We start from the raw sequence: 26,906 nt of genomic DNA on the forward strand, positions 1-26,906 counted from the left end.
GAGGACGATCATGCATAAGCCGGCCCCAGCGCAGCCAAAGAATGTCGCGGCCGCACCATCCGGCCTGCTGGCGCCCGACACCACAGGCATGAATTTCTACCGCGCCGATCCTGCGCTGACCGACCTGTTGCGCATCCATCTGCCGGAAAATCTGTTCCGTCATATCGAGCCGCATCTCGATCGCCTCGGCGAACTTGCCGGCGGCCGCCTCGACGACTGCGCGCGGCTCGTCGACCGCCACACGCCGGTGTTGCACCAGCGCGACAAGTTCGGCCGCGACGTGCAGTCGATCGAATATCACCCGGCCTATCGCGAGTTGGAGAATGCTGCGTTCGGCGAGTTCGGCATCCATGCGCTCTCGATCCGCAAGGGCATCATGGGCTGGCCGGACAAATATCCCGTGGTGGCCAAGCACGCCTTCACGTTCCTGTTCAACCAGACCGAATTCGGCATGGGCTGCCCGATCAACGTCACCGACGGCTGCGCAAAGCTGCTGGCGAATTTCGGCAGCGAGGCGCTAAAGGCGAAATATCTGGACGGCCTGACCTCGACCGACATGAGCAAGCTGACGCAAGGCGGCCAGTTCATGACCGAGAAGGAGGGCGGCTCCGATGTCGGCACGCTGACCACGCGCGCGGTGCAGGAGGACGACCATTGGCGCCTCACGGGCGAAAAATGGTTCTGCTCGAATGCCGACGCCAAGGTCGTGATGCTGCTCGCGCGCCCCGAAGGCGCCGGCCCCGGCACGCGCGGCGTCGGCCTGTTTCTGATGCCGCGCTTCCTCGACGACGGCTCGCAGAACCACTACCGGATCGTGCGTCTGAAGGACAAGCTCGGCACCCGCTCGATGGCCTCGGGCGAGATCAAGCTCGAAGGCGCGATCGCCTATGCGGTCGGCAAGCTCGACCGCGGCTTCGTGCAGATGGCCGAGATGGTGAATTCGTCGCGGCTCTCCAACGGCGTCAAATCGACCGCGCTGATGCGCCGCGCCTATCACGACGCGATGACGGTCGCGACCAATCGCGTCGTGTTCGGCAACCGCATCATCGACCTGCCGCTCGGCCGGCGGCAGATGCTGAAGATCATGCTGCCGGTCGAGCAGGCGCTGTCGATGAGCTTCCTCACTGCGGACGCGCTCGACCGCGCCGAGGCCGGAAGCCAGGATGCGGCGGCATTGTTGCGTATCCTGACGCCGACCCTGAAATTCCGCGCCACCCGCGATGCGCGAAAGGTCTGCGGCGATGCGCTCGAGATGCGCGGCGGCATCGGCTATATCGAGGAATTCGCGACGCCGCGTCTGCTGCGCGACGCGCATCTCGGCTCGGTCTGGGAAGGCACCGGCAACATCGTCGCGATCGATGCGCTGCGGCGCGCGGTCGGCCGCCACGGCGCGGAGTCCGCGCTGGCGGCCGATCTGCATGCCCGGCTCGACGACAGCGCTTCCGTGCCGCAGGCCTGGCGCGATCGCCTGCGGGCTCTTGTCGATCGCGCTGTCGGCTTCGCGCGCGAGGTTGCGGGGACATCCGAGAACGAGGCCGATGCGCGTCGTGCGACGAGCCTGCTCTATCATGTCGCCAGCGCCGTCGCGCTCGCCTGGGAGGCACATCGCATCCACGAGATGCGCGGCGATGCGCGCCGGCTGCTGTTGTCGCGGCTGGTGATCGATCATCGGGTGTCACCGAGCGATCCGTTCCGGCTCACGGAAAATGCGACGCAAGCCAGGATCGCCGCGCTGCTGCTCGGCGACAGCTCAGCCGGCATGAGCGAGGTTGGCGAACTGGTTCTGGCAGCGTAGGCTGCACTCCACGATCAAACCAAGAAACGCGACAGGGAGTGCTCGATGAAGGCCGCCGTCCTCTATGAAGTCAACCAGCCGCTCGTCATCGAGGACGTCAGCCTGCCGAAGCCGGGCCCGCGCGAAGTTCTGATCCGCACCACGGTCGCCGGGCTCTGTCACTCCGACCTGCATTTCATGGAAGGGCTCTATCCGCATCCGCTGCCCGCGGTGCTCGGCCACGAGTCCGCCGGAGTGGTCGAGCAGGTCGGCTCCGATGTCACTTACGTCAAGCCGGGTGACCACGTCGTCACTTGCCTGTCGGTGTTCTGCGGCACCTGCGACAACTGCACCACGGGCCGCACCGTGCTCTGCACCGACACCACCGTGAAGTTGCTGCCGGGCGCCTCAAACCGGATGCAGTGGTCCAAGCCTGAGAAGCTGCACCAGTTCCTCAATCTCTCGTCCTTTGCCGAACAGATGCTGGTGCACGAGAACGCGATCGTCAAAATCCGCAAGGAGATGCCGCTCGATCTCGCCGCGCTGATCGGCTGCGGCGTCATCACCGGCTATGGCGCGGTGGTGAATACCGCGAAGGTGACGGCCGGCGAGACCGTGGCGGTGATCGGCTGCGGCGGCGTCGGCATGGCCGCGATCAACGGCGCGCAGATCGCCGGCGCCGGCCGCATCATCGCCATCGACACCAATCCGGCCAAGCTCCAGCTCGCGACCAAGCTGGGTGCGACCGACATCATCAATCCCGCCGACGGCGATGTCGTCAAGCAGGTGCGTGATCTCACCAATGGTGGCGTGCATCATTCCTTCGAGGTGCTCGGCCGCAAGGAGACCGCCGAGCAGGCGTTCGGCATGCTCGCCTCCGGCGGCACCGCCACCATCGTCGGCATGATTCCGTTCGGCCAGAAGATCGAGCTGCACGGTTTTGATTTCCTGCGCGAGCGCCGGATCCAGGGCTCCTCGATGGGCTCGAACCATTTTCGCGTCGACATGCCGCGCCTGGTCGACTTCTACCTGCGGGGACGACTGCATCTGGAGGACTGGATCTCGGCGAAATTGAAGCTGTCCGAGATCAACGAGGGCTTTGCCAACATGAAAGCCGGCAAGACGCTGCGCAGCGTGATCGTGTTCGACAGCTAGCACAACCGACGCCGTCGTCGCCCGAAAATTGAAGTCAACGCGACGCGCCCGGACCGTCGGCCGAGGCGCAGCGCGTCTCCTTGACGAGCAGCAGCGTCATGGCCGTGGCAAGTCCCGCGACGAGCATATACGCGACGGATACGTTCAGGCCGGCACCCGCGAACAGCAAATAGGAGAACAATCCCGCAGTCGACGCGGTGAAGCCAAGCCAGGCAAGCCTCGGAAAGCGAAATCCACGTTCGCCGTGCCGGAGATCGAGCACGAGGTAGAACACCAGAAAGGTGTTGCAGAGCGCGGCCGGCAACAGACCCATGACGATCTCGCTCTCGAATGCGAGGTAGGATAACACGCCATCGACCTGGGCAATCACCGCGAACGGCAGATAGCGCAGATTGAGGCAGGCCAGGGCGATCGCCGCAAGCTCGAAGCCGTAGAAATAGCGCTCGTGCATCTTCGGAAGCAGGTACGGCATGAGGATGAGCGATACACACGCCACGAGCAGAATGAACTCTGGCCCGGTCCGCTTGAATTGTGCGATGAAGATCGATAGCGCAAGCCCGCTCGCCGCCGCGAGCACGAGGCCGGCGGCGACTCCGACCGCGTACGGCGTTCCTCCTGCGAACACCCAGAGGTTCGCTGCATTCATGGTCAGGTGATGAAATGTGTTGGCCTGGCCGAGATAGATCCCGAGTACGGAGACCAGGGATCTACCGGCGACGAGAACCGGAATGGCGAGGATCGCATAGGTTGCCGGAATAGCGGCAAGCCATGCCACGTGGATCTTGCGGCGCAGGATCATGCCCAGCACGAACGGCCCCAGGAAGACGCCCTGGGCCTTCACCGAGCAGGCCACTGCGAATGGCAGAACGCCGTTTCGGTCCCGCATGAACATCGCCACGGAAGCCAGCGCGAAGAAGGTCCAGATCGAATCGGCCTGTCCCCACATTGCGCCGTTGAAGAGCACCGTCGGCGCAAGCCACACCGCGCAGAAGGCCAGGGAGGTGCGCAACGGCACGCCTGTAACGCGCCAGATCATCCGGGCCACCACGATCGCGCAGCCGAACTCGAATATCGCCGAGATCATCTTCACGAGGGAGAGCGGCTGGCCCAGCCAGTCAAATCGGGCGGCGATCAGCAGCAGGTAGCTGTAAAACGGCGTGTAGTTGGTGAAAGCCTCGGCCAGCCCGCCAATGCCGTGATCTCGCGCGAAGCTATACCAGGTGATGTACTCGGCGGCGTCGGCGGTTTCGTGTTCCCGCGCGAGGTAACGCAGCACAAGACCCATGACCGCGCACCCGATCGCTACCGCAATCGGAATGCGCCATCTCTGGGGCAGCGTCTCCTCTTGATTGACGCGACGATAGGGGTCGCGGAGCGCGCCTATCTCAATTGTGTCGTTTGTCACGCAATCACTCTCGCCGGATTGGAGCGGTACCCTCGCCGGGGCTCAGAAGCACTCCGAGCTTCGCAGCGTGTCCTTGTGACATGCTCGAGATCGATGCCCTGAGGGGACCTCTCGTCACTTGCAATTTTGACGGGCGAACGATTGCCAGCTGGATAAATGTCAGATCAGCGGTTTGCCCATTGCTCGGGAAAAGATTGTTTGGTTAGCGATTTCTTTATGGCGGTCGTCGAATACCCCGCGGTGCGAAGGGGGAACGGCAGCGTTCCCTCGTCACCGCGACACGTGTGCCGACACCGCGAGCCACTTGCCATTTTGCTTTGCCCAGCAATCGGTGTAGCGCCCCGTCGCCTGCTGGCCATCCGCTGTGGTGTAGGTCGTCGCGGCGTGGATGACGGCGAAGTCGCCCATGATGCGGATGATGACGTCGCGCTCTTTCAAGTTCCGGATCGCGATCGGCCGCGCCGTCTGCTCCAGGAAGGCGGCACGGTCGACCAGCGTCTTGTCGGGATTGGAGCAATAAAACTCCGTCGCCAGGATTTCGTCGAAACGTTTGACGTCGCAGTTCTGCACGGAGGCGACGTAGTCACGGTTGAGGGCGGTCAGTTGGTCGAGGTCCTGGCTCATGGTGCTTCCTCTCGGTCATTCCGGGGCGCGTGACGCGCGAGCCCAGAATCACGACGTTGTCGTCCTCCGTCATTGCGAGGAGCCCGCGACAAAATTGCGAAGCAATTTTGCGCTGGCGGCGACGCAATCCAGACTGTCGCATCGAAAAATTCTGAATCGCTTCGCTTCGCTCGCAATGACGGGAAGAACTAGTCATTAAATAATGGCGGCGGCGTGAACCCGCCGAACTCACGCTCGATCAGTTCAGCGAGCCTCAGCGGCGTACGGTCTTCGAGGAAAGGGCCGATGATCTGGACGCCGACCGGCAGGCCATCCTTCGACAGGCCGAGCGGAACGGCCGTGGCCGGCAAGCCCGTCAGCGTTGCGATGCCGGGCCAGGCAAGCTGGTCCGGATAAACATGGTCCTTGCCGTCGATATTGATCCGGCGCTTCTCCTGCTCCGGCGAATGATCATGCGGATAAGCGGGGGTCGGCATGATCGGACAGATCACCGCATCGAATGTCCTGAACAATTGCCGCCACTGCGCGCGCAGCCCGGCGCGCGCGCCCTCGTCGAACACCCAGGCCTGATGGCTCGAGGTCATGCCGCGCAGCCGCTCGGCCGCAAGACTCTTGTCGTCGGGAGAGAGCTGCGCCGCGCCGGCCCGCGCGCCGGCGAGAATGTCGGGAGGAAAGAACGCGCCGAGAAAGCTCATCAGCATGCGCATATAGAGGCGCGAGGCTTCGCGGAAGTCTGGAAACAGCGGGCTTTCGCGCGCGACGTCCGCGCCGGCGCCCGTCAATCGCCCGGCCAGCGTCTCGATCGCGCCGCGAATGTCGGCATTCGCGGGCAACAACGGATGGCTGTCGATCACGAGCAGGCGGAAATCCTTCAGCTTGTCGTGGCGTGCGTCCGGCAGCGCCAGCTTGTATCCGATGCCGAGGTCGACCGGATCGGGACCGGCCATCACGTCCAGCAGCAGCGCCAGATCGGCTGCACTCCGGGCCATCGGGCCGATCACCGCCATATCGCGTTCCATCGGGACCGCAGGAAATGGCGGCGGCGTATGGCCGCGCGTGGGACAGAGATTGTAGGTCGGCTTGTGCGCATAGACGCCGCAATGGAATGCCGGCACGCGCAGCGAGCCGCCGATGTCGGATCCGAGCGAGAGCGGTCCGTAGCCGGCCGCAAGCGCTGCCGACGAGCCGCCTGATGAGCCGCCGGGCGTGCGGCCGAGATCATATGGATTGTTCGTCGTGCCGTAGATGTCGTTGTAGCTCTGCCAGTCTCCCAGGCCGACGGGAACGTTGGTCTTGCCGAGAATGACGCCGCCCGCGTTCTTCACCCGGGAGATCGACAGCGCGTCCTCGGTCGGCTTGAAATCCTTTTGCGGTGTCCAGCCCCAGGTTGTGGGCAGGCCCGCGATGTTGAAGGATTCTTTCACCGTCACCGGAATTCCGAGCAGCGGTTTTCTTTCGCCGCGCGCCAGCGCGACATCGGCCTCGCGTGCCGCACTGCGGGCGCGATCAAAATCCCGCACGCAGATCGCGTTGACCTTGCCGTCGTGACGCTCGATGCGGTCGATGGCATCCTGCGTAAGCTCGACCGCGGAGACCTTTTTTGCGGTCAAAGCGGCCGACAGTTCGACCGCGCTCTTGAAACTCCATTCCGATCTGGCCACGGCGCTTCTCCTGCTCTTGTTGTCGGGGGATGATGCGCAGTTTGCCCGAATGCTGCAACCGCCGTTTGATCGCGATTGATGTCCCGGCCGAGCCGGGGCATGACAGCGAGGGTGGGGCCTACGCCGCCCCGATCAGCACGCCCACCGCGAGCACGATCGCGCCGCCGAGCACGATCTGGAACACGGCCTGGAGGAACGGCGTGTCCATATAGCGGGAGCGAATGAAGGCGATCGCCCACAATTCGAAGAATACGACGACGCAGGCGATCGCCGTCGCGATCCAGAACGCATTGGCCCAATGATCCGGCACCAGATAGGGCGCGGTGTGGCCAAGCCCGCCGAGCGTCGTCATCGCGCCGCAGGTGACGCCGCGCAGCCAGGGCGAGCCGCGCCCCGTGAGCGATCCGTCGTCGGACAGCGCCTCGGCAAAGCCCATGCTGATGCCGGCGCCGATGGATGCGGCGAGGCCCACAAGAAACGTCTGCCAGTTCTGGTGGGTGGCGAAGGCCGCCGCAAACAGCGGCGCCAGCGTCGAGACCGAGCCGTCCATCAACCCGGCGAGGCCCGGCTGCACATATTGCAGCACGAACATGCGGCGATTGGTGCGATCCTCCTCAGCGCGGACGTCGGAATTCAGGATCTCGCCCGTCAGCTTTGCGGCGGTCTCCTCGTGACCTTTCTCGGCTTCGGCGAGATCGCCGAGCAGCCGGCGCACGCCGACGTCCTGGGCCTGTTCGGCGGCCTTCACGTAGAAGCGCTCCGCCTGCATCTCCATGGTCTCGACTTCCCTGCGGATGGCGTCGAGCGACAGGTTCTTGGTCAGCCAGACCGGGCGGCGGCGCAGGAATCCCTTAACGTCCTCGCGCCGGATCGGCGGCAGATGCTTGCCGAAGCGCTGCTCGTACAATTCCAGCAACATGTGCCGGTGGCCGCGCTCCTCCTCGGCCATCTCCTCGAAGATCTTTGCCGTGTCCGGGTAACGCTCGCGGAGGTCCTCGGCGAAAGTCATGTAGATGCGGCTGTCCTCCTCCTCGGAGGAGATCGCGACCGCAAGCACCTCGCGCTCGGTCAGATCGGCAAAATTCTTCACGGCGGCCCTGTATCACTAGTTTAGAATTATTCTAAACTATATAATGGGCCGGGGTTCCCGGGTCAAATCAGGCCTTGCCGGCCTTGGCCAGGAAGTCGAGCAGCAGCCGGCTCACCTCGGCGGATTGCTCCTGCTGCACCCAATGGCCGGCGCCGTCGATGAGATGGCAGCCGAGCATCCTTGTGCAGCCGCGCCCCTGCATCGCCTCGAACGCGCCCGGACGCTGATAAGTGCCCCAATCCTGCTTGCCCGAGATGAAGCATGAGGGCACGTCGATGCTGCGTCCTGCAAACAGCTGCATCTCGCTATTGAGCATGCCCGAAGTGCCGTAGCGATACCATTGCAGCCCGCCCTGGAATCCGGTGCGGCCATATTCGGCGCTGTAATAGGCGAGGTCGCTGTCCGGCAGCCATTGGTTGGCGGCGATCGCGGCGGGCGAGGGCATTTCCTTCGCAACCGTCTCGGCCATGGTCTGGTTCAGGTCCATCACGTAGTAAGTCGGCAGTTTCGCGAGTTCATCCGCCGACCAGGACTTCAGCGGATACGGCTTGTTGTCGGTCCAGTCCGCGCTCTTGTGATGATAATAGGCGCGCAGGAAATCATGGACGCCCTGCGGCGCGTGTTGCATGTCGGCGTTCGCCTCGCGTGTCGAATAGTACCATTGATAGTGCTTGCGCGGCCGCGGCAGCGCGGCGAGCTCGCGATGCACGGGGTCTTCGGCGGGCGGCTTTGCCGGTGTGTCGACCGTATTGAAGGGCAGGGGCGGCGGCCCACCGAACGGCGCGCTCATCATCGTCACCGAACGAAACACGTCGGGCCTTATCAGCGCGCACCAGGATGCGACCGGGCTGCCGAAATCATGCCCGGCCAGATCGACCTGCCTGTAGCCGAACGCCGACACCAGAGCGAGCGCGTCGCGCACCAGGTTGAGCAGAGAGAACGGCGCGAGATCGCCGTGGTATTCCGCGCGCCATCCCGTGGTGCGGCCATAGCCGCGCTGGTCCGGCGCAATCACGTGATAGCCGGCCGCAGCCAGCGTCGGCATCACCTTGCGCCAGGAGAAGGCGAGCTCGGGAAAGCCGTGCAGCAAGAGGAGGCATGGCCGCCCCGTGGTCTCGAAGCCGGCCTCCAGCACATGCATGCGCAAGCCGTTGATGCCGTCGATGTAACGCGAGCGGATTCCGGCGGGCAGGGGGATGTCGGGAAGCGCAGTCATCGTGTCTCTCCACTCGGGCGGAATCGTAGGGTGGGCAAAGGCGCGCACCGCGCGCCGTGCCCACCATCTTTCCGCGACGCGTTTGGTAGGGTGGGCACGCTTCGCTTTGCTCACCCTACGGCATCTTGCTAGACGGCGGCGCACACGAACGCATTGCCCTTGCGCCGGATCTTCCCCACCGACGGCGAGGGGAAATGCGCGGTGCAGCACAGCGTGTCGGTGTCGCAATAGCGTTCCAGGAAGCTGCGGCGCGTTTTCGCTGCCGCGACTGGATCGACGTCGAACTTGATCGACAGCTCCGGATAGAGCGTCTGCAGCGGCGAGTGCATGAGATCGCCGGAGAACACGGCGTCGTCCTTGCCGCGGCCCATCGTGATGGCGATATGACCCGGCGTATGGCCCGGCGTCGGCAGGATGCGGACGTGATCGCCGATCTCATGATCGTTGCCGACGAGCTCGTGGCGTCCGGCCTCAACCACCGGCAGCACGCTGTCGGCGAAGGGAGCTACTTCGGCCTTCGCATTCTGCTCGGTCCAGTGGTCGAATTCCTGCCGGGCGAAGACGTAGCGCGCCTTGGGGAAGGTCGGCACCCAGCGGCCGTTCTCCAGCCGCGTGTTCCAGCCGACGTGATCGACATGCAGATGCGTGCACATCACGAAGTCGATGTCCTCGACCGCAAATCCGGCGGCGCCCAGCCCGCGCAGATAGGTGTCGTCGGTCTTCATGTTCCATTTCGGCCGAGGCCGCGGCTTGTCGTTGCCGATGCAGCTGTCGACCAGGATGGTGTGATGCGGTGTCTTCACCACATAGGACTGAAAGCACAGGAGCAGCACGTCCTGGTCATCCAGCGCCTTGCTCTCGCGCATCCATGCCCGGTTCTCGGCCAGTACCTCGGCCGTCAATCCCGGCAGCATCTCCAGCGCCGGGACGAACGAGGTCTCCTGCTCGATGACGCGATGGATGGTGAGATCGCCGACCGCGTATTTCAGGCTCATGGTAGCTCCTGCGGTTATGCCGCCGGCGGCACCGAGATCTTCACGGAGGGCCGCTCCAGCATCTTCTGGTGGAAGGCGTCGAGTTTTGGATAGGCCTTGCGCCAGCCGCAATCGGCGAAGCGGAAGTCGGCATAGCCGAGCACGCAAACGAGGCCGATCTGCGAGATGTCGAACGGGCCGTTCAGGACCTCAGGCATGTTCTCGAACCGCGCCATGCCGGTCCACGCCCTGTTCCAATGGTCGTCCGACCACGCCTGCCATTGCAGGCCCTGCGGCCGCACCATCTTCTCGTAGCGGCACAGCAGCATGGAATCGAGCATGCCGTTGATCAGGGAATGATTGGTCTTGGCCTTCCAGCGCCGCGGGCCGTAATCCGGGATCAGGCTGCCGCCGGCGATCTCGTTGAGATATTCGACGATGACGTAGGAATCCAGAATGACGTCGCCGTCATTGGTGATCAGCACCGGCAGCTTCTTCAGCGGCGTGATCTTCGAATAGTCCTCATTGGCCGTGCCCGGCGCGACGCTTGCGGGCACGAGCTCGATCTTGTCGATCAGCCCGAGCTCGATCGCGGCGATGCGCACCTTGCGGGCGAAGGGCGAGGCGGGGGAGAAGGTGAGTTTCATTTTGGATCCTTGTTGTCATTCCGGGGCGATGCGAAGCATCGAACTATGGTGCGCAATTGCGCACCTAAGAATCTCGAGATTCCGGGTCTGGCGCTCTCGCGCCATCCCGGAATGACAAAGAGGGAATCGCGCCCTACGCCGCGATAATCTCCTGCCTCTGCTCGCCGAGACCCTCGATGCCGAGGCTGACGACGTCGCCGACATTGAGGAAGGTCGGCGGCTTCATGCCGAGGCCGACGCCGGGCGGGGTGCCTGTCGTGATGACGTCGCCGGGCAGCAGCGTCATGAACTGCGAGACATAGGAGATGCACTTGGCCATGGAGAAGATCATGGTCTTGGTCGAGCCGGTCTGGCGGCGCTGGCCGTTGACGTCCAGCCACATCGACAGGTTCTGCACGTCCTTGATCTCGTCCTTGGTAGCGAGCCACGGTCCGAGCGGGCCGAACGTGTCGTGCGACTTGCCCTTGGTCCACTGTCCCAGGCGCTCGATCTGGAAGGCGCGCTCGGAGACGTCGTTGCAGACGCAGTAGCCGGCGACGTGATTCAGCGCGTCGGCTTCCGAGACATATTTCGCACGGGTGCCGATGATCGCGGCGATCTCGACCTCCCAGTCGAGCTTGGTCGAGCCGCGCGGCTTTTCGACCGCATCGTTCGGCCCGGACAGCGACGTGTTGGCCTTCATGAAGATGATCGGCTCGCTCGGGATATCGGCGCCGGTCTCCTTGGCATGGTCGGAGTAGTTGAGGCCGATCGCGACGAATTTCGAGATGCCGGTGACGGGGGCGCCGAACCGCGGCTTGCCGGAGACCGCCGGGAGCGAGGCGGGATCGAGGCCTGCCAGCTTCTTCAGGCTCTCCGGCGAATAGGCCTCGCCGGTGAGGTCCTTCAGATGCGCCGACAGGTCGCGCAACTGGCCGGATTTGTCGATCAGGCCGGGCTTTTCCGCACCCTTCTCGCCATAACGAACAAGCTTCATTCTCGTTTCTCCCTAGGAATGGACCGATCGCTTAAACAGCTTCATGGAACAGGGCGAGGGGAAATTCAACCGCCCAGAGCGGGGCGCATTGCAGCCCTTCCTTGTAGGGTGGGCAAAGGCGCGGAGCGCCGAGCCCACCAATTCATTTTGGTTGCCCGGGATGGTGGGCACGCTTCGCTTTGCCCGCCCTACGAATTCTACGATTGCAGCGCCACAAACCTGAATGCCTCTCCATCCCGCCTGATATGCCCGGCCGAGAAATGGCCGCCGATCACCAGCGTCGGCGTGTCGGCAAAGCGGCCGAACAATTCGCGCCGTGTCCTTGCAGATTGGCTCTGGTCGGAATCCGCGGTCGAGGACCAGTCGAGATGCGCCATCTGGCAGGGGTGATGGGCGACGTCACCCGTGAGCAGACCCTGTTCGCCGTCCGATCGGATGAGAATGCTCATATGGCCGGGACTGTGGCCGGGGGTCGGGATCATGCTGATCTCCTCGCACAGCCGGTGATCGCTCGGGATCAGATCGGCCCGGCCGGCATCGACGATCGGCTTTACAGAATCCTCGAACACGGCTCGCTTGTCCGGCTCGGTCGAATGCTCCAGCCAGTGCTCGTATTCGGTCTTGCCGAAGACGTAGCGCGCCTTGGCAAATGTCGGCACCCATCGGCCGTCGACCAGCCGCGTATTCCAGCCGACATGATCGACATGAAGATGCGTGCACAGCACCGTGTCGATGGTGTCGGGCGCAAAGCCTGCTGCCATCATCGTCGCCAGGAACGGCGTGGTGCGGTTGTTCCAGGTCGGAACATTGCGGCCCTGCTTGTCGTTGCCGAGGCCGGTGTCGACCACGATGCGGCGCGAAGGCGTCTCCACCACAAGCGAATGGATCGACATTTTCAGCCGGCCCTCTTCGGTGGCGAAATGCGGGATCAGCCAGGGAAGCTTCTGGATCTCTGCGTTGCTCGCGAGCGGCAGGATGAAGCGGGTCGAGCCGACCGTCTCCAGCTCCACAATCTTGGTGATTTTGACCTGGCCGACCTTCCACTGCATTCGGTGCCTTCCCATGTTTTTGCCTCACCATCCCCGTCATTCCGGGGCGATGTGCAGCATCGAACCCGGAATCTCGAGATTCTCAGGTGCGCAATTGCGCACCATAGTTCGCGACTTCGCCGCGCCCCGGAATGACGGGGGAAAGACAGGCGAAAGATGCGCCGTTTCCGCCATCAAGCGCAATGGATCATCTGACGCGGTGCGGCGTTATCGCGGGAACCCCAGGAAAAAGCCGAAGAGGAAGCCATGCCAGAGCTTGCGATTTCCGCGGAGAAGGTCGCCTTCATCATCGAGAAGGCGCGTGAATTCGACGTCAAGCAGGGGGATTCCGATCCGGATTCCGGCTCGAACCCGACCGATGACGACGCGGTCGACGTCCTCGAGGATGACGGCTCCGATCCTGTCGTCCAAGAGCTCGGCAGCTTCATGATCGCCTTGAACGAGGACGAGCAGCTTGATCTCGTCACGCTGACATGGCTCGGTCGCGGCGACGGCACCATTGACGATTGGGACGATTTGCGGGCCCGCGCGGTGGAGGCGCGCACCGAATATCGCAGCCCGCGCCGCGAAACGGTGCATTACCTGCTCGGCGAGCCGATGCTGGGCGATCTGCTGGCAGGCGGGCTCGACGAATTCGGCATCGACTGGACCGACGAGCGCACGACGGCCGACCCGAGCGAACGGGACGAAGACGAACCGACGAAACGGCGGTGATGATCGGGCTCTGACGCCTCCACATCGTCATGGCCGGGCTTGACCCGGCCATCCACGTCTTACTTTGCTGAACAAAGAATGTGGATGCCCGGGACAAGCCCGGGCATGACGATCTTTCGTGGAATGCGCCGTTGCGAATGCGATTTACAACGTCCCCGGGAACGCGCCGCCATCGAGCAGGATGTTCTGCCCGGTGATGAAGCCGGCCTTGGCGCCGCACAGGAAGGCGCAGGCATATCCGAACTCGTCGGGCTGGCCGAAGCGCCCGGCGGGGTTGAGCTTGGCGCGCTCGGTCAGGATCTGCTCGGCCGAGACGCCGCGCTTGTCGGCCTCGGCCTTTGCGGTGCCGGTCAGGCGGTCGGTCTCGAACGGGCCGGGCAGCAGGCCGTTGATGGTGACGTTGTTGATCACGGTCTTGCGCGACAGGCCGGCGATGAAGCCGGTGAGGCCGGCGCGCGCGCCGTTGGAGAGGCCGAGGATGTCGATCGGCGCCTTCACCGCGGCCGAGGTGATGTTGACGATGCGGCCGAACTTGCGCGCCATCATGCCGTCCACGGTCGACTTGATCAGCTCGATCGGCGTCAGCATGTTGGCGTCGATCGCCTTGATCCAGTCGTCGCGGGTCCAGTTGCGGAAATCGCCGGGCGGCGGGCCGCCGGCATTGTTGATCAGGATGTCGGGCTCGGGGCAGGCCTTCAGCACGGCTTCGCGCCCGGCCGGCGTCGTGATGTCGCCGACGATCTCGGTGACCTTCACATCAGGATAGGCTTTCCGGATCTCGTCCGCCGTCTTCTTCAAAGCTTCCGCGCCGCGCGCGGTCAGCGTGACGTCGACGCCGGCCTCCGCCAGCGAGATGGCGCAGGCGCGGCCGAGGCCCTTGCTGGATGCGCAGACGATGGCGCGGCGACCTTTGATCCCAAGATCCACTGTTTCACTCCCGTAATGTCAGGCAGGTTTTGGATGGCATCCATTCTAGCCAACATCGGCGCCGCTGATAAGGCATGGGCTCGCATCAAAATGCATGGCGCGTCCGCGCGGGGCGATGCAAATGCGCAGGCATGATCCGGAAAAGTGCGTGGCGGTTTTCCGAAAAGATCATGCCCAAACAACAAAGGCGCGATCTTCTCGCGCTTCAGATGCGCCGCTCCTGCTTGAGGCGGTCGATCGCGGAGGTCGCTTCCGGGGGCAGCGATTTGAAGCCCATCTGACCGGCCGTCGAGAACAGCGGCCGCAGATGCGAGCCGGCGAGAAAAGGCGGCTGTTTGTTGGCCGGCACGATCTGGTCGAACACCAGCACCAGCGTGGTGGCGACGAGACCGACCCTGACGGCGCCGAGCGCGGCGCCGCCGAGCCGGTCGCCGATGCCGGCCTCGCGGATCGTGTCGTTCAGCGCCAGGCGGCCGATATAGCCGAACAGCATGCCGACCACCACGAAGATGCCGAACAGCCAGATCCAGTTCTGCAGCAGCGGCGCATTCGGGTTGCCGGCGATCTGCGGCACGATCAGCGGCATCAGCGCGACCGCGATCGGCGCGGCGAGCAGATAGGCGAGGATGGTCATGGCGCTGCGGAGCAGGCCGGTCCTGAAGCCGAATCCGACCGCGATGGCGAGCGCGGCGTAGACGGCGAGATCGAAATTGTTCATCAGCAAAACCCGGCCTCGATGGAACGAATGAACGCCGGACCGATCATTCCGGTTTCAGATCGCTAAAATCGTCTGTATTGATGGCTCCAAGAGCGTAAGGGTTATCGCCAATGTCAGACCTATTTGACGTCAGTAAAGAGACCATCCTCGTCACGGGCGCGAGCCAGGGGCTGGGGCGGCAATTTGCCCGGGTGCTCGCCGCCCACGGGGCAGCCGTCGCGCTCGCGGCGCGTCAGGCCGACAAGCTGAAAAGCCTGGAGGAGGAGATCCGCGGCAAGGGCGGCCGCGCCGCCGCGGTCGCGCTCGACGTCACCGACACGGCCTCGATCGCGCGGGCCGTCGACGCAGCAGAGGCCGCGCTCGGTCCCGTCACGGTGCTGATCAACAATGCCGGCATCGCCATCGAGAAACTCGCCACCGAGCAGACCGAAGCGGATTGGGACGCGGTGATTGGCGCGAATCTGAAGGGCGCCTATTTCCTCGCGACGGAACTCGCGCGGCGCATGATCGCCCGCAAGCAGTCAGGCAACATCGTCAACATCGCCTCCGTGCTCGGCACCGGCGTCCTGAAGGCGGTGTCGCCCTACGCGATCTCCAAGGCCGGCATCATCCAGGCGACGAAGGCGATGGCGCTGGAGCTCGCCGGCCAGAACATCCGCATCAACGCGCTCGCGCCCGGCTATATCGACACCGAGATGAACCACGCTTTCTGGTCGACGCCGGCCGGCGAACGCCTGGCCAAGCGCATCCCGCAGCGCCGTGTCGGCGCCGAGTCCGATCTCGACGGCGCGATTCTGCTACTGGCGTCACAGGCGTCGCGGTACATGACGGGGAGCGTGATCACGGTCGACGGTGGTTTCCTGCTCAATTGAGCCCGGCTGTCGTCCCGGACAAGCGCGCCTCAAGCGCGCGCAGATCCGGGACCCATAGCCACAGGGAGAAATTTGGCGAGGACTCGGGGTTAACATCTCGCGCCACAACTACTCCCTGTGGTTATGGGTCCCCGCGTTCGCGGGGACGACACCGAGAATGACGCGGCAGCATCGCCTAACTCGCCCGCATCTCCGCCCTGATCATATCCGCCGCCTTCTCCCCGATCATGATGGTCGGCGCGTTGGTGTTGCCGCCGATCAGCGTCGGCATGATCGAGGCGTCGACGACGCGCAAGGCCTCGACGCCGTGCACCTTCAGTGCCGGATCGACCACGGCCAACGCGTCCGTCCCCATCTTGCAGGTGCCAACGGGGTGATAGACGGTGTCCACGCGACTACGCAAAATGTTGCGGATGTCGTCGTCGGTTCGCACGTCGGACGTGAACATGTCCTTCTTCTGCAGCGCGCGCAGCGCCGGCGTCTCCATCAGCCGCCGCGTGGTCTTGAAGCCCGCGACCATCCTCTCGAGATCCTCCTCTTCGCCCAAAAAGTTCGGATCGATCAAGGGCGCTGCGAGCGGATCGGCGCTCTTCAGGGACACGCTGCCGCGGCTCTTCGGCCGCAACAGGCAGACATGGCACGAGAAGCCCGCCTCCTTGTGCTTCTTGCGGCCGTGGTCGTCGAGCATCGCGATGACGAAGTGGAGCTGGATGTCAGGCACGTCGAGATCGGGCCGGGTTTTCAAAAAGCCGCCGCACTCGGCGAAATTGGTGGTCATCAGGCCGCGTCGTTCGCTGCGATAGCGCTGGATGGCACGGAGCAGGGACGGCAACCGTCCGAGCGAGGCATGAACGAAGTGCGGAAAGTCGGAGGCGTAGACGAACACGAAATCCGGGTGGTCCTGCAGGTTGCGCCCGACGCCGGGCAGATGGTGCACGACGCCAATACCGTGCTTGCCAAGCGCATCTCCATCGCCGATGCCCGACAACATCAGCATCTGCGGTGACTGGAAGGCGCCGCCAGCAAGGATCACCTCGCGGCGCGCGCGCAGCCGCTTCGTCTGCTTGCCCTGCATATATTCGATGCCGATGGCGCGTCCGCCCTCGAACAGGATCTTCGTGGCGTGGGCCCCCGTCTCGACGCGCAGATTGGCGCGCTTATCGATGTGGGGATGCACATAGGCGCGCGCCGCGCTCCAGCGTTCGCCATTGTGCTGCGTCACCTGATAGCTGCCGAGCCCTTCGTGATCCTCACCATTGAAGTCCTCGCGAATGCGGAACTGCGCCTCGCGTGCGGCCTGATGGAAGACATCATGGATCGGATTGTCCGCGCGCAGTCGATTGACATGCAGCGGGCCGCCCTTGCCGTGATACTCGCCGTCGAAATCGGAATTGTTCTCCGAGCGCTTGAAATAGGGCAGCACGTCCGCATACGACCAGCCGGCATTGCCGAGCGAAGCCCAATGGTCGTAGTCCCATTTGTGGCCGCGGATGTAGACCATGGCGTTGATCGCCGAGGAGCCGCCGAGGCCCTTGCCGCGCGGCTGATAGCCGATGCGGCCGTTCAATCCCTCTTGCGGTACGGTATCGAAAGCCCAGTTGGCCGTTTTGTAAGGCAGAGCAAGCCCGAACGGTGTGGTGATGCGCCAATTGTCGTTCGTCCCGCCCGCATCGAGCAACGCGACGGATGTCGCCGCATCCTCCGACAGCCGCCCCGCAACCGTGCAGCCGCCGGAGCCCGCGCCCACGACGACGAAATCGAATGTATCGGTCACTTGTTTCCCCCACGAAAGTTCTTTGTTGTTTTCGTCATTGCGAGCGTAGCGAAGCAATCCAGGCTGTCTCCGCGGAGGGATTCTGGATTGCTTCACTGCGCTCGCAATGACGGTGTTTGCCGCCCCTACGACATGAAGCGCATCAACTTCTCCAGCCGCGCGATCTTGCCGCCATAGGGCGGATAGAGATCGGCGAGGCGGTTGAACTTGGAGCGATAGAACACCGGCTTCAGCTTGCTGAACGTGCGAAAGCCCCATTCGCCGTGATAGGCGCCGGTGCCGGATGCGCCCACGCCGCCCATCGGCTGGTTGATTTGCGTGAAGTGAAACAGGCAGTCGTTGATTGTGACGCCGCCGGAGATGGTGCGCGCCAGCACCTCGTCGCGCGCGGTGCCATCCTTGCCGAACCAGTACAGCGCGAGCGGCCGGTCGCGATGGTTGATGAAGGCGATGGCATCAGTGGGATCGCGATAGCCCAGAACAGGCAGCACCGGCCCAAAGATCTCCTCCTGCATCGCCGCCATCGCGTCGGTTGCGCCGACGATCAGCGTCGGCGGGAATTTGCGATGCGCCTTCCAGTTCGGATCGTCCGCCTTCGCCGGCTGCAGGATTTTTGCGCCGCGCTGCGCCGCGTCCGCGACGAGGCCTTCGAGCCGGGCGTAATGCCGGTCCGAGATGATCGAGCTGTAGTCCTTGTTTGAGGGATCGGTGCCGAACATCCGCCGCATCTGGGCGCGGACCTTCTCGGCGAAGGCCTGCAACGAGCGCTCCGGCGCCAGCACGTAGTCCGGCGCGATGCAGGTCTGCCCGGCATTGAGCAGTTTGCCGTAGGCGATGCGCTCGGCCGCTTCATCGAGATCGGCCGAGGCATCGATGATCGCAGGGGACTTGCCGCCGAGCTCGAGGGTAACAGGCGTCAGGTTACGCCCGGCGGCCTCCGCGACCAGCCGCCCAACCCGGGACGAGCCGGTGAACACGAGGTGATCGAACGGCAGGCGCGCAAAGGCCTCAGCGATCTCGCCCTCGATGCCGGTGACGAGCAGCTCAGTCGCATCGAATCGCGCGGCGACCGTCTCCTTCAGCAGGCCTGCGAAGTGCGGCGTGAGCTCGCTCGGCTTGATCAGGACGCGATTGCCGGCGGCGAGCGCGCCGATCGCGGGCGCGAGCGTGAGCTGGAGCGGATAATTCCAGGGCGCGATGATGCCGACGACGCCGAGCGGCTGCGGCATCAGCCGGTTGCGCGCGGGCAGGAATTGCAGCGCGGTCGCGACCCGCTGCGGCGCCATCCAGCTCTTGAGGTGCTTTGTGGCATGCCGGATCTCGGAAAACAGCAGCATCGTCTCGGCGATGGTGGTCTCGACCGCCGAGCGATGGCCGAAATCGGCCGAGATCGCCTGCCGGAAACGCTCCTCGTTGTCGGCGACCACGGCGCGCAACCGCGCCAGCCGGTCGAGCCGCTCGGCAAGGCCGGCCGGCGGCTCGTCCCGCGACCGCGCGACCATGGCGTGGAAGGCCTCCTCCAGCGCTCCGACCGGGGCGCTCGTCAGGGATTTGTCCACGGCGATCCTCCCTCAAGGGCGCGTTTCAGCCCTCATCTTGTTGCCGCAAGCTGGCTCTTTGTGGAACTTCTGGCAAGAGTGCAAGGAATGCAGCCGAAATCGGTCGCTTCCCCTGTCATAAAGTCGAAAAAAACGTTCCCGCGGCCCTTTCCAAAGGCAGCTCGGGTTGGTACATACCCCCCGCACCCGACGGGCTTTGCCCGGGGTTGCCTTCCAAGGAAGCCTTTGGGACGGACGAGAAAAGCCACGCGAACAGCGCGGGCCTCAACCAACCATCCCCGGGATCCAACTGAAGGCAAAGCAAGTGTTTAACGCGGGGTGGAGCAGCCCGGTAGCTCGTCAGGCTCATAACCTGAAGGTCATAGGTTCAAATCCTATCCCCGCAACCAAATTCGGAATGCCGGTTCCGATGAGAAAATGGCCCGCTGGATGCGGGCCATTTTTTTTGGGGGGGGAAGAGCCTCAATGTCGACTCTCTCGAGCCGCGCCGTGCCCCCCTGGCAGAGCGTGCGAGCCGCGCGACTTGGCGACAAGCGCGCCAATATAATCTTCGAGAGTGGTCCTCCCGCGTTCGAAGGGCGCCGACATCGCAAAGCCGCTATCGACGCTGACCGCGGTCATTCGCGCATAAGACTCGGCCGCTGCGGCAGAGAAGCCCAGCTTTCGATAAGCCGCAATCCATTGATCGCGCGGTAGGACCTCGACCTTCACCGGATTGCCGAGCGCCGCCGCGAAGACATCCGCTACGTCCTGCGGCGAATAGCGCTCGGGTCCTTCGACATAATGTACATCATGATCGCAGGGCCGCTCCAGTAGATGGCGCGCGGCCGCTTTGCCGAGATCGGCGGGCGCGACCATCGGGATCTTCATGTCCCCCGGAATGATTGTCGGCAACACGCCTCGCTTCGCGGCACCGAGCATTTCGTCCCAGTTGCTCATGTAGTAGGCGCCTCGCTGTATAGTCGCCGGTGTCGATCGCGCGGCAAGCGCCTGCTCGAAATCGTAGAGGATATTGAGATCCCCGCAGCGCTCGCCCGGCTGGGCGCCATAAGTGGACGCCGCGACGACTTTCTCAAGACCAGATCCGTCGACTGCCGCGACGATGCTCCGAACAGTAGCATGTTCCTCACGATCGGTGTCGGTCGAGACATCGGCGTTCGGGTTTAGCAGGAAAGCGCGGGTGCCCGTCCTGAACACCGCACGCAGGGCTTCGGTGTTGCGCACATCGACGACCGCGGTCTGTGCGCCGCGTTTGCGCCAATCGGCATCGTTGTCGCTGCTGTGAAGCACGGCCGTGACTGGCCGACCTGCACTCAGCAACGTCGACGCCACCGCTGAGCCGACACGGCCGTTTGCTCCGATCACGATGAACATTTCTGCTCTCCATAAGGCTGAATCGGATAAATATTCCGAGTCGCCCATGGTTCCGTAATCGACCCAGTAGGATAGGAAGGGCGCAAATCACAGTTGCCGGCGGCGCCTCGTTCCGACACCTCCTCTCAATTATTCGGAGAGCGTTCGCGAAAGTCGTGCGGCCGCCTCGGTATCGGTGGGTGCGCATCCCCGCGACCAAGTTCGGATTTTACTGGATCCGAGACGAAAATGGCCCGCATGGCGCGGGCCATCTTTGTTTTGGGTTTTGTGACCTTATAGAGGTCATCGTCTGCCACGCGACCTTTGCAGATCGGATTGCGCGGCACGCGCGGTCAATGACAGCAGAAAGCGCTCAGTAAGCGAGCTTTGGATACCAGTCGGTGCCGCGCCCGTCTGGCGTGGTGTCGAGGATGGTCCAGAGCGGATCGATGTCGGGCGCGCCACGTGGGTCCTGTTGGGGGTCGGCCATCGTGGCACCCATCTCGCCGGACCAGAAATGCCGGATCGTGCCGTCGCGCTGCGTGAACACGCTGTAGCCGGGCACATCAGCAATCTCGGCGCTGACGTAATCGCGCGTGTAGTCCCCCGAGATGTCAGAGAAGATCTTGTGTCGTGTCCAGCCACGCGCCTTCTTTGCCTCGATCAATCGCGCGATCGGCGATCGCGCGATGAAGACGAACGCAATACGCTGCTCGATGTCGGGCAATTTGTGCTCCCACGTGCTCATGAATGAGGTGCACATCGGGCACGGCGTCTGCCGCTGCGGGCCGAACATGTAGCTGTAGATCGCGAGCGTCTGCTTGCCGCCGAACAAATCGACGAAATTCACTTTGCCATTCTCGCCTTCGAACGCGTAGTTCTTCTTCACCTCGCCGCCGGGCGGCAGGGCCCGGCGCAGTTCAGCGACACGCTCGATATGACGACGCAGCTCGATCTCCTCGGCCAGGAGGCTTTGCCGAGCGCGGCGGTAGTCGGCGCTTTCGTTGGGAAAATGAGCTTTGTTCGTGCGAGCGAGCTCGGAAGCAGGCTTCAGGATGGAACTATCCATGGCGTGACCTCTGGTTGGGGCCGATATCTCTGAAGACGTCCAGTGGCGCCTCGTTCCGACACTTCCGCTCACTTATTCGGAAAGCCTTCGCGTAAGTGAGTGCGCCGCAAATCCATCGCAACGTCGCTCGAACGACACGATATCGCGGCGGAACCCAACCTGCATCCGGGCGTCATATGAGACTGCGGGATAGAACTTGCTTCTTGATTCGCCGTCGTTCGGAAGGGACTGGTCCCATGAAGTTCGAGGATTTCGAAGCCGCCGATGTTCCGGCCGAGGAAGCGCGGATTTTCATACGTCGGGCCGGTTCGGGACCGCCCATTCTCCTGCTGCACGGATTTCCCCAGACGCATCTGATGTGGCGAGACGTTGCGCCATTGCTCGCGCAAGACTTCACCGTAGTCTGCGCCGATCTTCGCGGATATGGTCGCAGCGCTTGTCCGCCCTCCAGCCCGGACCACGCGCCATATTCGAAACGGGCGATGGCAAAGGACATGGTGTCCGTCATGGCAAGGCTTGGCTTCGACCGTTTCTCGGTTGTGGGCCATGATCGTGGCGGCCGCGTCGCTTATCGGATGGCGCTCGACCATGGCGAACGCGTGGAACGGCTCGCCGTCCTCGACATCATTCCGATCGCCGATGCCTGGGAGCGCACCGACAAGAAACTGGCGGTCGGCTATTGGCCCTGGTCGTTGCTCGCGCAGCCTGAACCTCTCCCTGAGCGGCTAGTGTCCGCAGCTCCCGATGCCGTCATCGACAATGCGCTCCATGGCTGGGGGTCGCGAGCAGACAGTTTCAGTCAGGCCGTCCGGACGTCCTATGTCGAGGCGTTGCGCGATGAGGCGCATGTTCACGCGATCTGCGAGGAATATCGCGCGGCGGCGACGATCGATCATGAGCACGATCTGGCGGATCGCAATTCCGGCCGCCGGATTGATTGCCCTGTCCTGATCCTCTGGAGCGGCCGCGGCCCGTTGAATTCCTGGTATGCGAGCGAGGGCGGCCCCTTGGGGCTATGGCGGACCTGGGCCGATGACGTGCAAGGAAAGCCGCTCGATGGCGGGCACTTCTTTCCGGAGGATATTCCGCAGCAGACGGCCCATGAGCTGAATCGGTTCTTCGGGAGCGATAGCTAGTCGCCCGTCCGCAACCTGCGAAGATGGCTCGCTCGCGTCCGGCGCGATGCTCACCACGACCTCGGTGGTGTCGGCGTCCGACCGCCCCTCCGGCCAGAACTGGCCGACCTCGATGGTGCCTTCGACGTCCAAGAGTCCAACGGGAATCGGCCGCTCCTCTCAAACCGGCGCGGTCGCTCCCTTGAGGCGGCGACCCGCGCGGGCGAGCGAACGGCAGCGGATCATCTTGCTACGACAGGCCCATGACGGGAGGTGGGACGGGCGCGACGCGCGCGCGGCCCTTGCAAACAAAACGCCCGCGCACCTCAAGCGCGCGGGCGACGATCGAAGCCGGTTGCGTCTGCAGATCAGGATCGATACGGACAGACCATCGTCAGGTTCAGCAGCGCCGGCTTGTCCGAGCCTTTCTTGTATTCCCACTCCAACCGGATCTCGTGTCGATGGGCATAGGCATCGCTTGCCGCGTGGGTGATGATCTTCGTCTTCATCGGGATCGGCGGCTCGGAGTTGAAGCATTTCCGCACGCAGGCATCGAGCAGGTCACATCGTGTCAGCGGGATGACGCCGGGCTCGTCCCTGGAGAGCGGGACCGTGTTCGGCTGGGTGCTGAGGTCGACGCGGGCGCGGCCCTTCTCCTTGTGCCAGTACTTGGCGCTGCCCTGCGGCCACCTCGACGGCGGGTTCAAGATCAAATGGTACTGGCCGTATTCCAGGGTCGGCAGGTCGATGTCGTCGGATGCCTTCAGCTTGGCGACGCTCTTTTTCATGTTCGCCAGGGGATAGTAATTGGCGTTCATCAAGTCTCGAAATGCCTTGCCGCTATATACCAGTCCGGCCATCGCCTCTTTCCCTCGATATGTTTGTTTGTCAAAAACCGTAGCGTCTGGCCGCAAATACGCGCGATGCGGCGGCCGATCACACAATTTGTTGTGTGCGGGCACGCTACCACCCACGACTGTACTTCGTCCAGCGAGCTACCATCCGGTAAGGTCGCGTATCCCGCAAGCCTAATTGCCATGCAGTCCCCTATTGGTAATGTAAGCCGAACGTCTCGTGGGCGCGGGTAGCGAAGACTGCTGAGGCAGTCGTTTGAAGGCGCTGGAATGAATTGCTTCGCGTGTCAGTCGGCAATCGGTCCGGGCGACAGCTGGTGCTCCAAATGCGGAGCGGCGGTCCGCGAGCGCGTTGAGCCCGACAGCGAACGGCGGTTCGTGACCATTTTGCGCGCCGACGTCGTCGATTCCACAGGACTTGTCGCCGAGCTGGAGCCGGAGGCCGCGGTGTCGCGCCTTGAGCCGGCTCTCGCGGCGATGAGAGGCGCGGTGCGCCAGTTCGGTGGCATCGTCAGCAAGGAGCTGGGAGACGGGCTGGCCGCCGTGTTCGGTGCCCCGATCGCCGACGACAATCACGCGCCGCTCGCCTGCCACGCGGCCATCGAGCTCGTCCGGCGTGTTGGCAGCCTGGGCGATCCCGGTCTTCAGGTCCGGGTCGGGCTCCACTCGGGCCATGTGGTCGCCTACATGGTCGCCAGCGAATTTTCCAAGGTCTATGAGATCGGCGGGGCCGCCCAGCATCTGGCCGCGCGGCTGGAAGCGGCGGCCGAAGCGAACCAGGTCTACGTCTCTGAGGCCTGTCAGAAGCTCGCGGATGGACACGTCCGCTTCGAATTCCTGGGCCGCAAGACACTCCGCGGTTTCGGCGAGCCGATGCCTGTGTACCGGGTCATGGGCGCGAGCGATCTTTCGAGCTGGCGGGTCCGGCGTGCGCGCAGTGTTTCCCGATTTGTCGACCGCACGACGGAGCGGGCCTTGCTGTGGCGTGCGGCCGAAAGGGTCAGCGCCAGCCGCCAGACCGTTCTGCTCATGGGTGACGCGGGCATCGGAAAGTCGCGGCTTGCGCACGAGTTCGCGCAGGACCTTCGCGCCAGCGGCTGGCGGCTGATCGATGCCGAGTGCAGCCCGAATCTCCAGGGCGCGCCGTACAGCGCCCTCAAGCGATTGTTGCTGTCTATCTTCGAGTCGGCCGCAAGGGATCAGGCCAGGGCGGATGATCCCAGAGGGGCGTTGCCGGCCGTGCAGCAGCGAGCCATCGAGGCGGTCCTGGACCTGCCGATCTCCGATCCGCAATGGGACGAACTGGAGCCGCACGCGCGCGGGCGCGCGATTTCAGATGCGAGCTGCGCGATCGTCGAGAGCATCGCCCGTCGTCAGCGCACGATCCTTCTGATCGAGGACCTGCACTGGATCGATCGGGCCAGCGATACGGTCATGGCCACTCTCTCCGCGCTGCAATGTCCCGATTTGCTCGTGCTGCTGACCACGCGGCCCAACGGGATGCCGGTGTGGATTGCGCGCTGTCACGCAGAGATCGTGGCCATGCGGCCCCTCGACGACGATTCGGGCTTGGCCATGCTCGCCGAAATGCTCGGCCCCGCCACCACCAACGCGGATCTGAAAAACCGGATCATCTCCCATACCGCCAACGTTCCGCTGTTCATCGAGGAAGTCTGCCGCAGTCTGAAGGATAGCGGCATGCTCCTCGGTCAATGGGGCGACCTGTCTCTTGCGCGTCCCGTGGAAGAACTCGGCATTCCCACCAGCATTCAAGGTGTGATCGCGGCGCGGCTCGATCGCGTGTCACGACAGGAACGATCGCTCCTGCAGATCGCCGCGGCGTTTGGTCCCCGGACAAACCAGGCCCTGCTTCGGAAGATCGCGGCCTTGCCGGAAGGCGTGCTGCAGGATTGCCTCACCGCGCTCGACCGGGCCGAACTGCTCGTCAGGATCGATAGCGAGTTGGAGGACTCGCTCGAATTTCGGCACGAGATGGTCCGGCAAGTGACCTACGATTCCATGGTCCAAAAGGTGCGCGAAAGCATCCATGCCAGCATCCTCGCAGCGCTCGAGGACGACGAGGCATCGAACGACGGGCCGGACGCGCTCTGCTATCACGCGACGAGGGCGAAGGATTGGCACAAGGCGTTTCACCATGGCAGAAGCGCCGCTCGAAAATGTCTGGTGCGCTCAGCCTATGCCGACGCGGTCGACTATTTCGAGATCGCAATGGGGTCTCTCGACAAGACCCCGGTGACGCAAGCGCGAGAAGCGGACGCCATCGATCTCCGGATGGAGGCGCGCTTGGCCTTTGCCGGATCGGGGCGCGTCGCCGAAGCCCTGGATCTGGGACGCGAAGCCGAACGGCGCGCCGATGCAATCGACGACATCGGGCGCAAGATCGCGGCCATGACCGTGAGAGCGGGCGCGCAGAACTTCTACGGAACGCCGGTCGAAGCTGTCGCGATCGGAGAAGAGGTCGTGCGTCTGGCGGAAAGCTCAGGCAATCCCGGCTGGCGTAATCTCGCGCAATATGGTCTTGGGCAGGCCTATTTTCTCTGCGGCCGCTATCAAAGCGCCGAGAAGATGCTGGCCGCGGCACGTGCCGGTCTCGTGGGCTCGGCATCGAGTGCCCCGATTGGCACGACTCCACGATCCTTGCTCCTCCTCTGCTGCATGATGAACGGCATCACCCACACCGTCATGGGTGAGCTCGACGCCGCTGAGCAGCTCCAGCAACAGGCCGCCGCGATCGCCGAGGAGACCGGCCGTCCCTACGACCGCGTCGCCGCCGCCTATAGCGGCGGCTGGCTGATGCTCGGCCGGGGCGACCCGGCGGCGGCCGCCGCCATCCTCGAAGACGGGTTTGTCCTGGCGCAGAAGCACGGCATCCGCCTGTTCGTGCCGGTGCTCGCCTGCCACCTCGGCATGGCCTATCTGGAGCAGGGCCTGTTCGACCGGGCGCGCGGCATGCTGACCGAGGCGCGCGAGGAGGCCAAGGCGGTCGGCTACACCTCGGCGGTGCTGCGTAGCTCGATCTACCTTGCGCTCGCGACCTGCCGCCTCGGCGATGTCAGGGCTGCGCAGAACATGCTGCGCGAGGCGCGCAACACCGCCCGCCAGCAGGGGTTTTCGGGCCTCGAGGCCGAGGCCTTGTTCGGCGAAGCCGTTGTGACGCCCGCCTCCAGTACGGAGAGCAGGGCGGCCATCCTTACTGCGCTGCGCGCGGCCATCGCGATCGCCTCCGAAAGCGGCGCGCTGCCACTCCAGCGCAAGGCCGAGGCGATGCTGACCGAGGTGCTCGCCCAGGGCAGCGAGCTCATCTGACGCCGCGTCCCGCCGGGTCTGCACCTTGTCGCTGCGGACCGAACCGTCGGCCC

22 protein-coding genes and 1 tRNA gene are annotated in these 26,906 nt (G+C 64.0%); 7 read left to right on the forward strand and 16 right to left on the reverse strand.

All coding sequences use genetic code 11. The features are described from left to right. Positions 1 to 10 precede the first annotated feature (10 nt). Entirely contained in the window at positions 11 to 1,795 is a 1,785-nt protein-coding gene (locus GA0061098_RS08175; protein ID WP_091955858.1) for an acyl-CoA dehydrogenase family protein, read from the forward strand. Positions 1,796 to 1,840: 45 nt separating this feature from the next. Then, positions 1,841 to 2,929 (forward strand): Zn-dependent alcohol dehydrogenase, encoded by a 1,089-nt coding sequence (locus GA0061098_RS08180; RefSeq protein WP_028140641.1) that lies wholly within the window; start codon positions 1,841 to 1,843, stop codon positions 2,927 to 2,929. A 34-nt stretch (positions 2,930 to 2,963) separates the two neighbouring features. Here GA0061098_RS08180 and GA0061098_RS08185 read toward each other — a convergent pair whose 3' ends face one another. From GA0061098_RS08185 to GA0061098_RS08225, 9 genes are all read right to left on the reverse strand, one after another. Then, positions 2,964 to 4,334 (reverse strand): hypothetical protein, encoded by a 1,371-nt coding sequence (locus tag GA0061098_RS08185; protein ID WP_091955859.1) that lies wholly within the window; start codon positions 4,332 to 4,334, stop codon positions 2,964 to 2,966. Between the two features lie 270 nt (positions 4,335 to 4,604). Beyond that, positions 4,605 to 4,958, reverse strand: coding sequence for a nuclear transport factor 2 family protein (locus GA0061098_RS08190; protein ID WP_091955860.1), 354 nt, complete (start codon positions 4,956 to 4,958; stop codon positions 4,605 to 4,607). 188 nt (positions 4,959 to 5,146) lie between these two features. Continuing rightward, positions 5,147 to 6,619 (reverse strand): amidase, encoded by a 1,473-nt coding sequence (locus GA0061098_RS08195; protein WP_091955861.1) that lies wholly within the window; start codon positions 6,617 to 6,619, stop codon positions 5,147 to 5,149. A gap of 118 nt (positions 6,620 to 6,737) precedes the next feature. Next, entirely contained in the window at positions 6,738 to 7,709 is a 972-nt protein-coding gene (gene mbfA / locus GA0061098_RS08200) for an iron exporter MbfA (RefSeq protein WP_028140637.1), read from the reverse strand. 67 nt (positions 7,710 to 7,776) lie between these two features. Then, entirely contained in the window at positions 7,777 to 8,925 is a 1,149-nt protein-coding gene (locus tag GA0061098_RS08205) for an alpha/beta fold hydrolase (RefSeq protein ID WP_091955862.1), read from the reverse strand. A 128-nt stretch (positions 8,926 to 9,053) separates the two neighbouring features. After that, entirely contained in the window at positions 9,054 to 9,920 is an 867-nt protein-coding gene (locus GA0061098_RS08210) for an MBL fold metallo-hydrolase (RefSeq protein WP_091955863.1), read from the reverse strand. A 14-nt stretch (positions 9,921 to 9,934) separates the two neighbouring features. Then, positions 9,935 to 10,546, reverse strand: a complete 612-nt coding sequence (locus tag GA0061098_RS08215) for a glutathione S-transferase family protein (RefSeq protein WP_091955864.1) — start codon at positions 10,544 to 10,546, stop codon at positions 9,935 to 9,937. A 133-nt stretch (positions 10,547 to 10,679) separates the two neighbouring features. Then, positions 10,680 to 11,522 (reverse strand): fumarylacetoacetate hydrolase family protein, encoded by an 843-nt coding sequence (locus GA0061098_RS08220; RefSeq protein WP_018321387.1) that lies wholly within the window; start codon positions 11,520 to 11,522, stop codon positions 10,680 to 10,682. Positions 11,523 to 11,719: 197 nt separating this feature from the next. Further along, positions 11,720 to 12,571 carry an MBL fold metallo-hydrolase gene (locus tag GA0061098_RS08225; protein ID WP_165637235.1) on the reverse strand — a complete coding sequence of 284 codons (852 nt, stop codon included), beginning with the start codon at positions 12,569 to 12,571 and terminating at the stop codon, positions 11,720 to 11,722. 246 nt (positions 12,572 to 12,817) lie between these two features. Between GA0061098_RS08225 and GA0061098_RS08230 the strand changes: the two genes are divergently transcribed. Then, on the forward strand, positions 12,818 to 13,285 hold the full coding sequence (locus GA0061098_RS08230; protein ID WP_091955866.1) for a DUF3775 domain-containing protein: 468 nt from the start codon (positions 12,818 to 12,820) through the stop codon (positions 13,283 to 13,285). 144 nt (positions 13,286 to 13,429) lie between these two features. Here GA0061098_RS08230 and GA0061098_RS08235 read toward each other — a convergent pair whose 3' ends face one another. Both GA0061098_RS08235 and GA0061098_RS08240 read right to left on the reverse strand, forming a co-directional pair. Then, on the reverse strand, positions 13,430 to 14,212 hold the full coding sequence (locus GA0061098_RS08235; protein WP_091955867.1) for an SDR family oxidoreductase: 783 nt from the start codon (positions 14,210 to 14,212) through the stop codon (positions 13,430 to 13,432). Between the two features lie 205 nt (positions 14,213 to 14,417). Then, positions 14,418 to 14,930 (reverse strand): CvpA family protein, encoded by a 513-nt coding sequence (locus GA0061098_RS08240; RefSeq protein WP_091955868.1) that lies wholly within the window; start codon positions 14,928 to 14,930, stop codon positions 14,418 to 14,420. 110 nt (positions 14,931 to 15,040) lie between these two features. Between GA0061098_RS08240 and GA0061098_RS08245 the strand changes: the two genes are divergently transcribed. Beyond that, positions 15,041 to 15,802: an SDR family oxidoreductase gene (locus GA0061098_RS08245; RefSeq protein WP_091955869.1), complete on the forward strand. Its 762-nt coding sequence runs from the start codon at positions 15,041 to 15,043 to the stop codon at positions 15,800 to 15,802. Between the two features lie 175 nt (positions 15,803 to 15,977). Here GA0061098_RS08245 and GA0061098_RS08250 read toward each other — a convergent pair whose 3' ends face one another. Then, entirely contained in the window at positions 15,978 to 17,576 is a 1,599-nt protein-coding gene (locus GA0061098_RS08250; RefSeq protein WP_091955870.1) for a GMC family oxidoreductase, read from the reverse strand. A gap of 125 nt (positions 17,577 to 17,701) precedes the next feature. Next, positions 17,702 to 19,078, reverse strand: coding sequence for a coniferyl aldehyde dehydrogenase (locus GA0061098_RS08255; RefSeq protein WP_430649255.1), 1,377 nt, complete (start codon positions 19,076 to 19,078; stop codon positions 17,702 to 17,704). Positions 19,079 to 19,447: 369 nt separating this feature from the next. Between GA0061098_RS08255 and GA0061098_RS08260 the strand changes: the two genes are divergently transcribed. Beyond that, positions 19,448 to 19,524 (forward strand) — tRNA-Met (locus GA0061098_RS08260). A 73-nt stretch (positions 19,525 to 19,597) separates the two neighbouring features. On the opposite strand, the gene GA0061098_RS08265 is transcribed toward GA0061098_RS08260, so the two are convergent. Next, positions 19,598 to 20,509 (reverse strand): NmrA family NAD(P)-binding protein, encoded by a 912-nt coding sequence (locus GA0061098_RS08265; RefSeq protein ID WP_091955872.1) that lies wholly within the window; start codon positions 20,507 to 20,509, stop codon positions 19,598 to 19,600. A 352-nt stretch (positions 20,510 to 20,861) separates the two neighbouring features. Then, the gene (locus GA0061098_RS08270; protein ID WP_091955873.1) at positions 20,862 to 21,557 is read right to left on the reverse strand and encodes a DUF899 family protein; all 696 of its coding nucleotides are present in this window, start codon (positions 21,555 to 21,557) and stop codon (positions 20,862 to 20,864) included. A 236-nt stretch (positions 21,558 to 21,793) separates the two neighbouring features. Here GA0061098_RS08270 and GA0061098_RS08275 point away from each other — a divergent pair, with 236 nt between their 5' ends. Beyond that, on the forward strand, positions 21,794 to 22,693 hold the full coding sequence (locus GA0061098_RS08275) for an alpha/beta fold hydrolase (protein ID WP_091955874.1): 900 nt from the start codon (positions 21,794 to 21,796) through the stop codon (positions 22,691 to 22,693). 347 nt (positions 22,694 to 23,040) lie between these two features. On the opposite strand, the gene GA0061098_RS08280 is transcribed toward GA0061098_RS08275, so the two are convergent. Then, a complete protein-coding gene (locus GA0061098_RS08280; protein ID WP_091955875.1) occupies positions 23,041 to 23,532 on the reverse strand; it encodes a hypothetical protein in 492 nt (163 codons plus the stop codon). Between the two features lie 264 nt (positions 23,533 to 23,796). On the opposite strand from GA0061098_RS08280, the gene GA0061098_RS08285 reads away from it, so the two are divergent. Beyond that, on the forward strand, positions 23,797 to 26,853 hold the full coding sequence (locus GA0061098_RS08285) for an ATP-binding protein (protein WP_091955876.1): 3,057 nt from the start codon (positions 23,797 to 23,799) through the stop codon (positions 26,851 to 26,853). Positions 26,854 to 26,906 lie beyond the last annotated feature (53 nt).

It is taken from the genome of Bradyrhizobium shewense (assembly GCF_900094605.1).
In the GTDB taxonomy this organism is placed as follows: Bacteria; Pseudomonadota; Alphaproteobacteria; order Rhizobiales; family Xanthobacteraceae; genus Bradyrhizobium; species Bradyrhizobium shewense.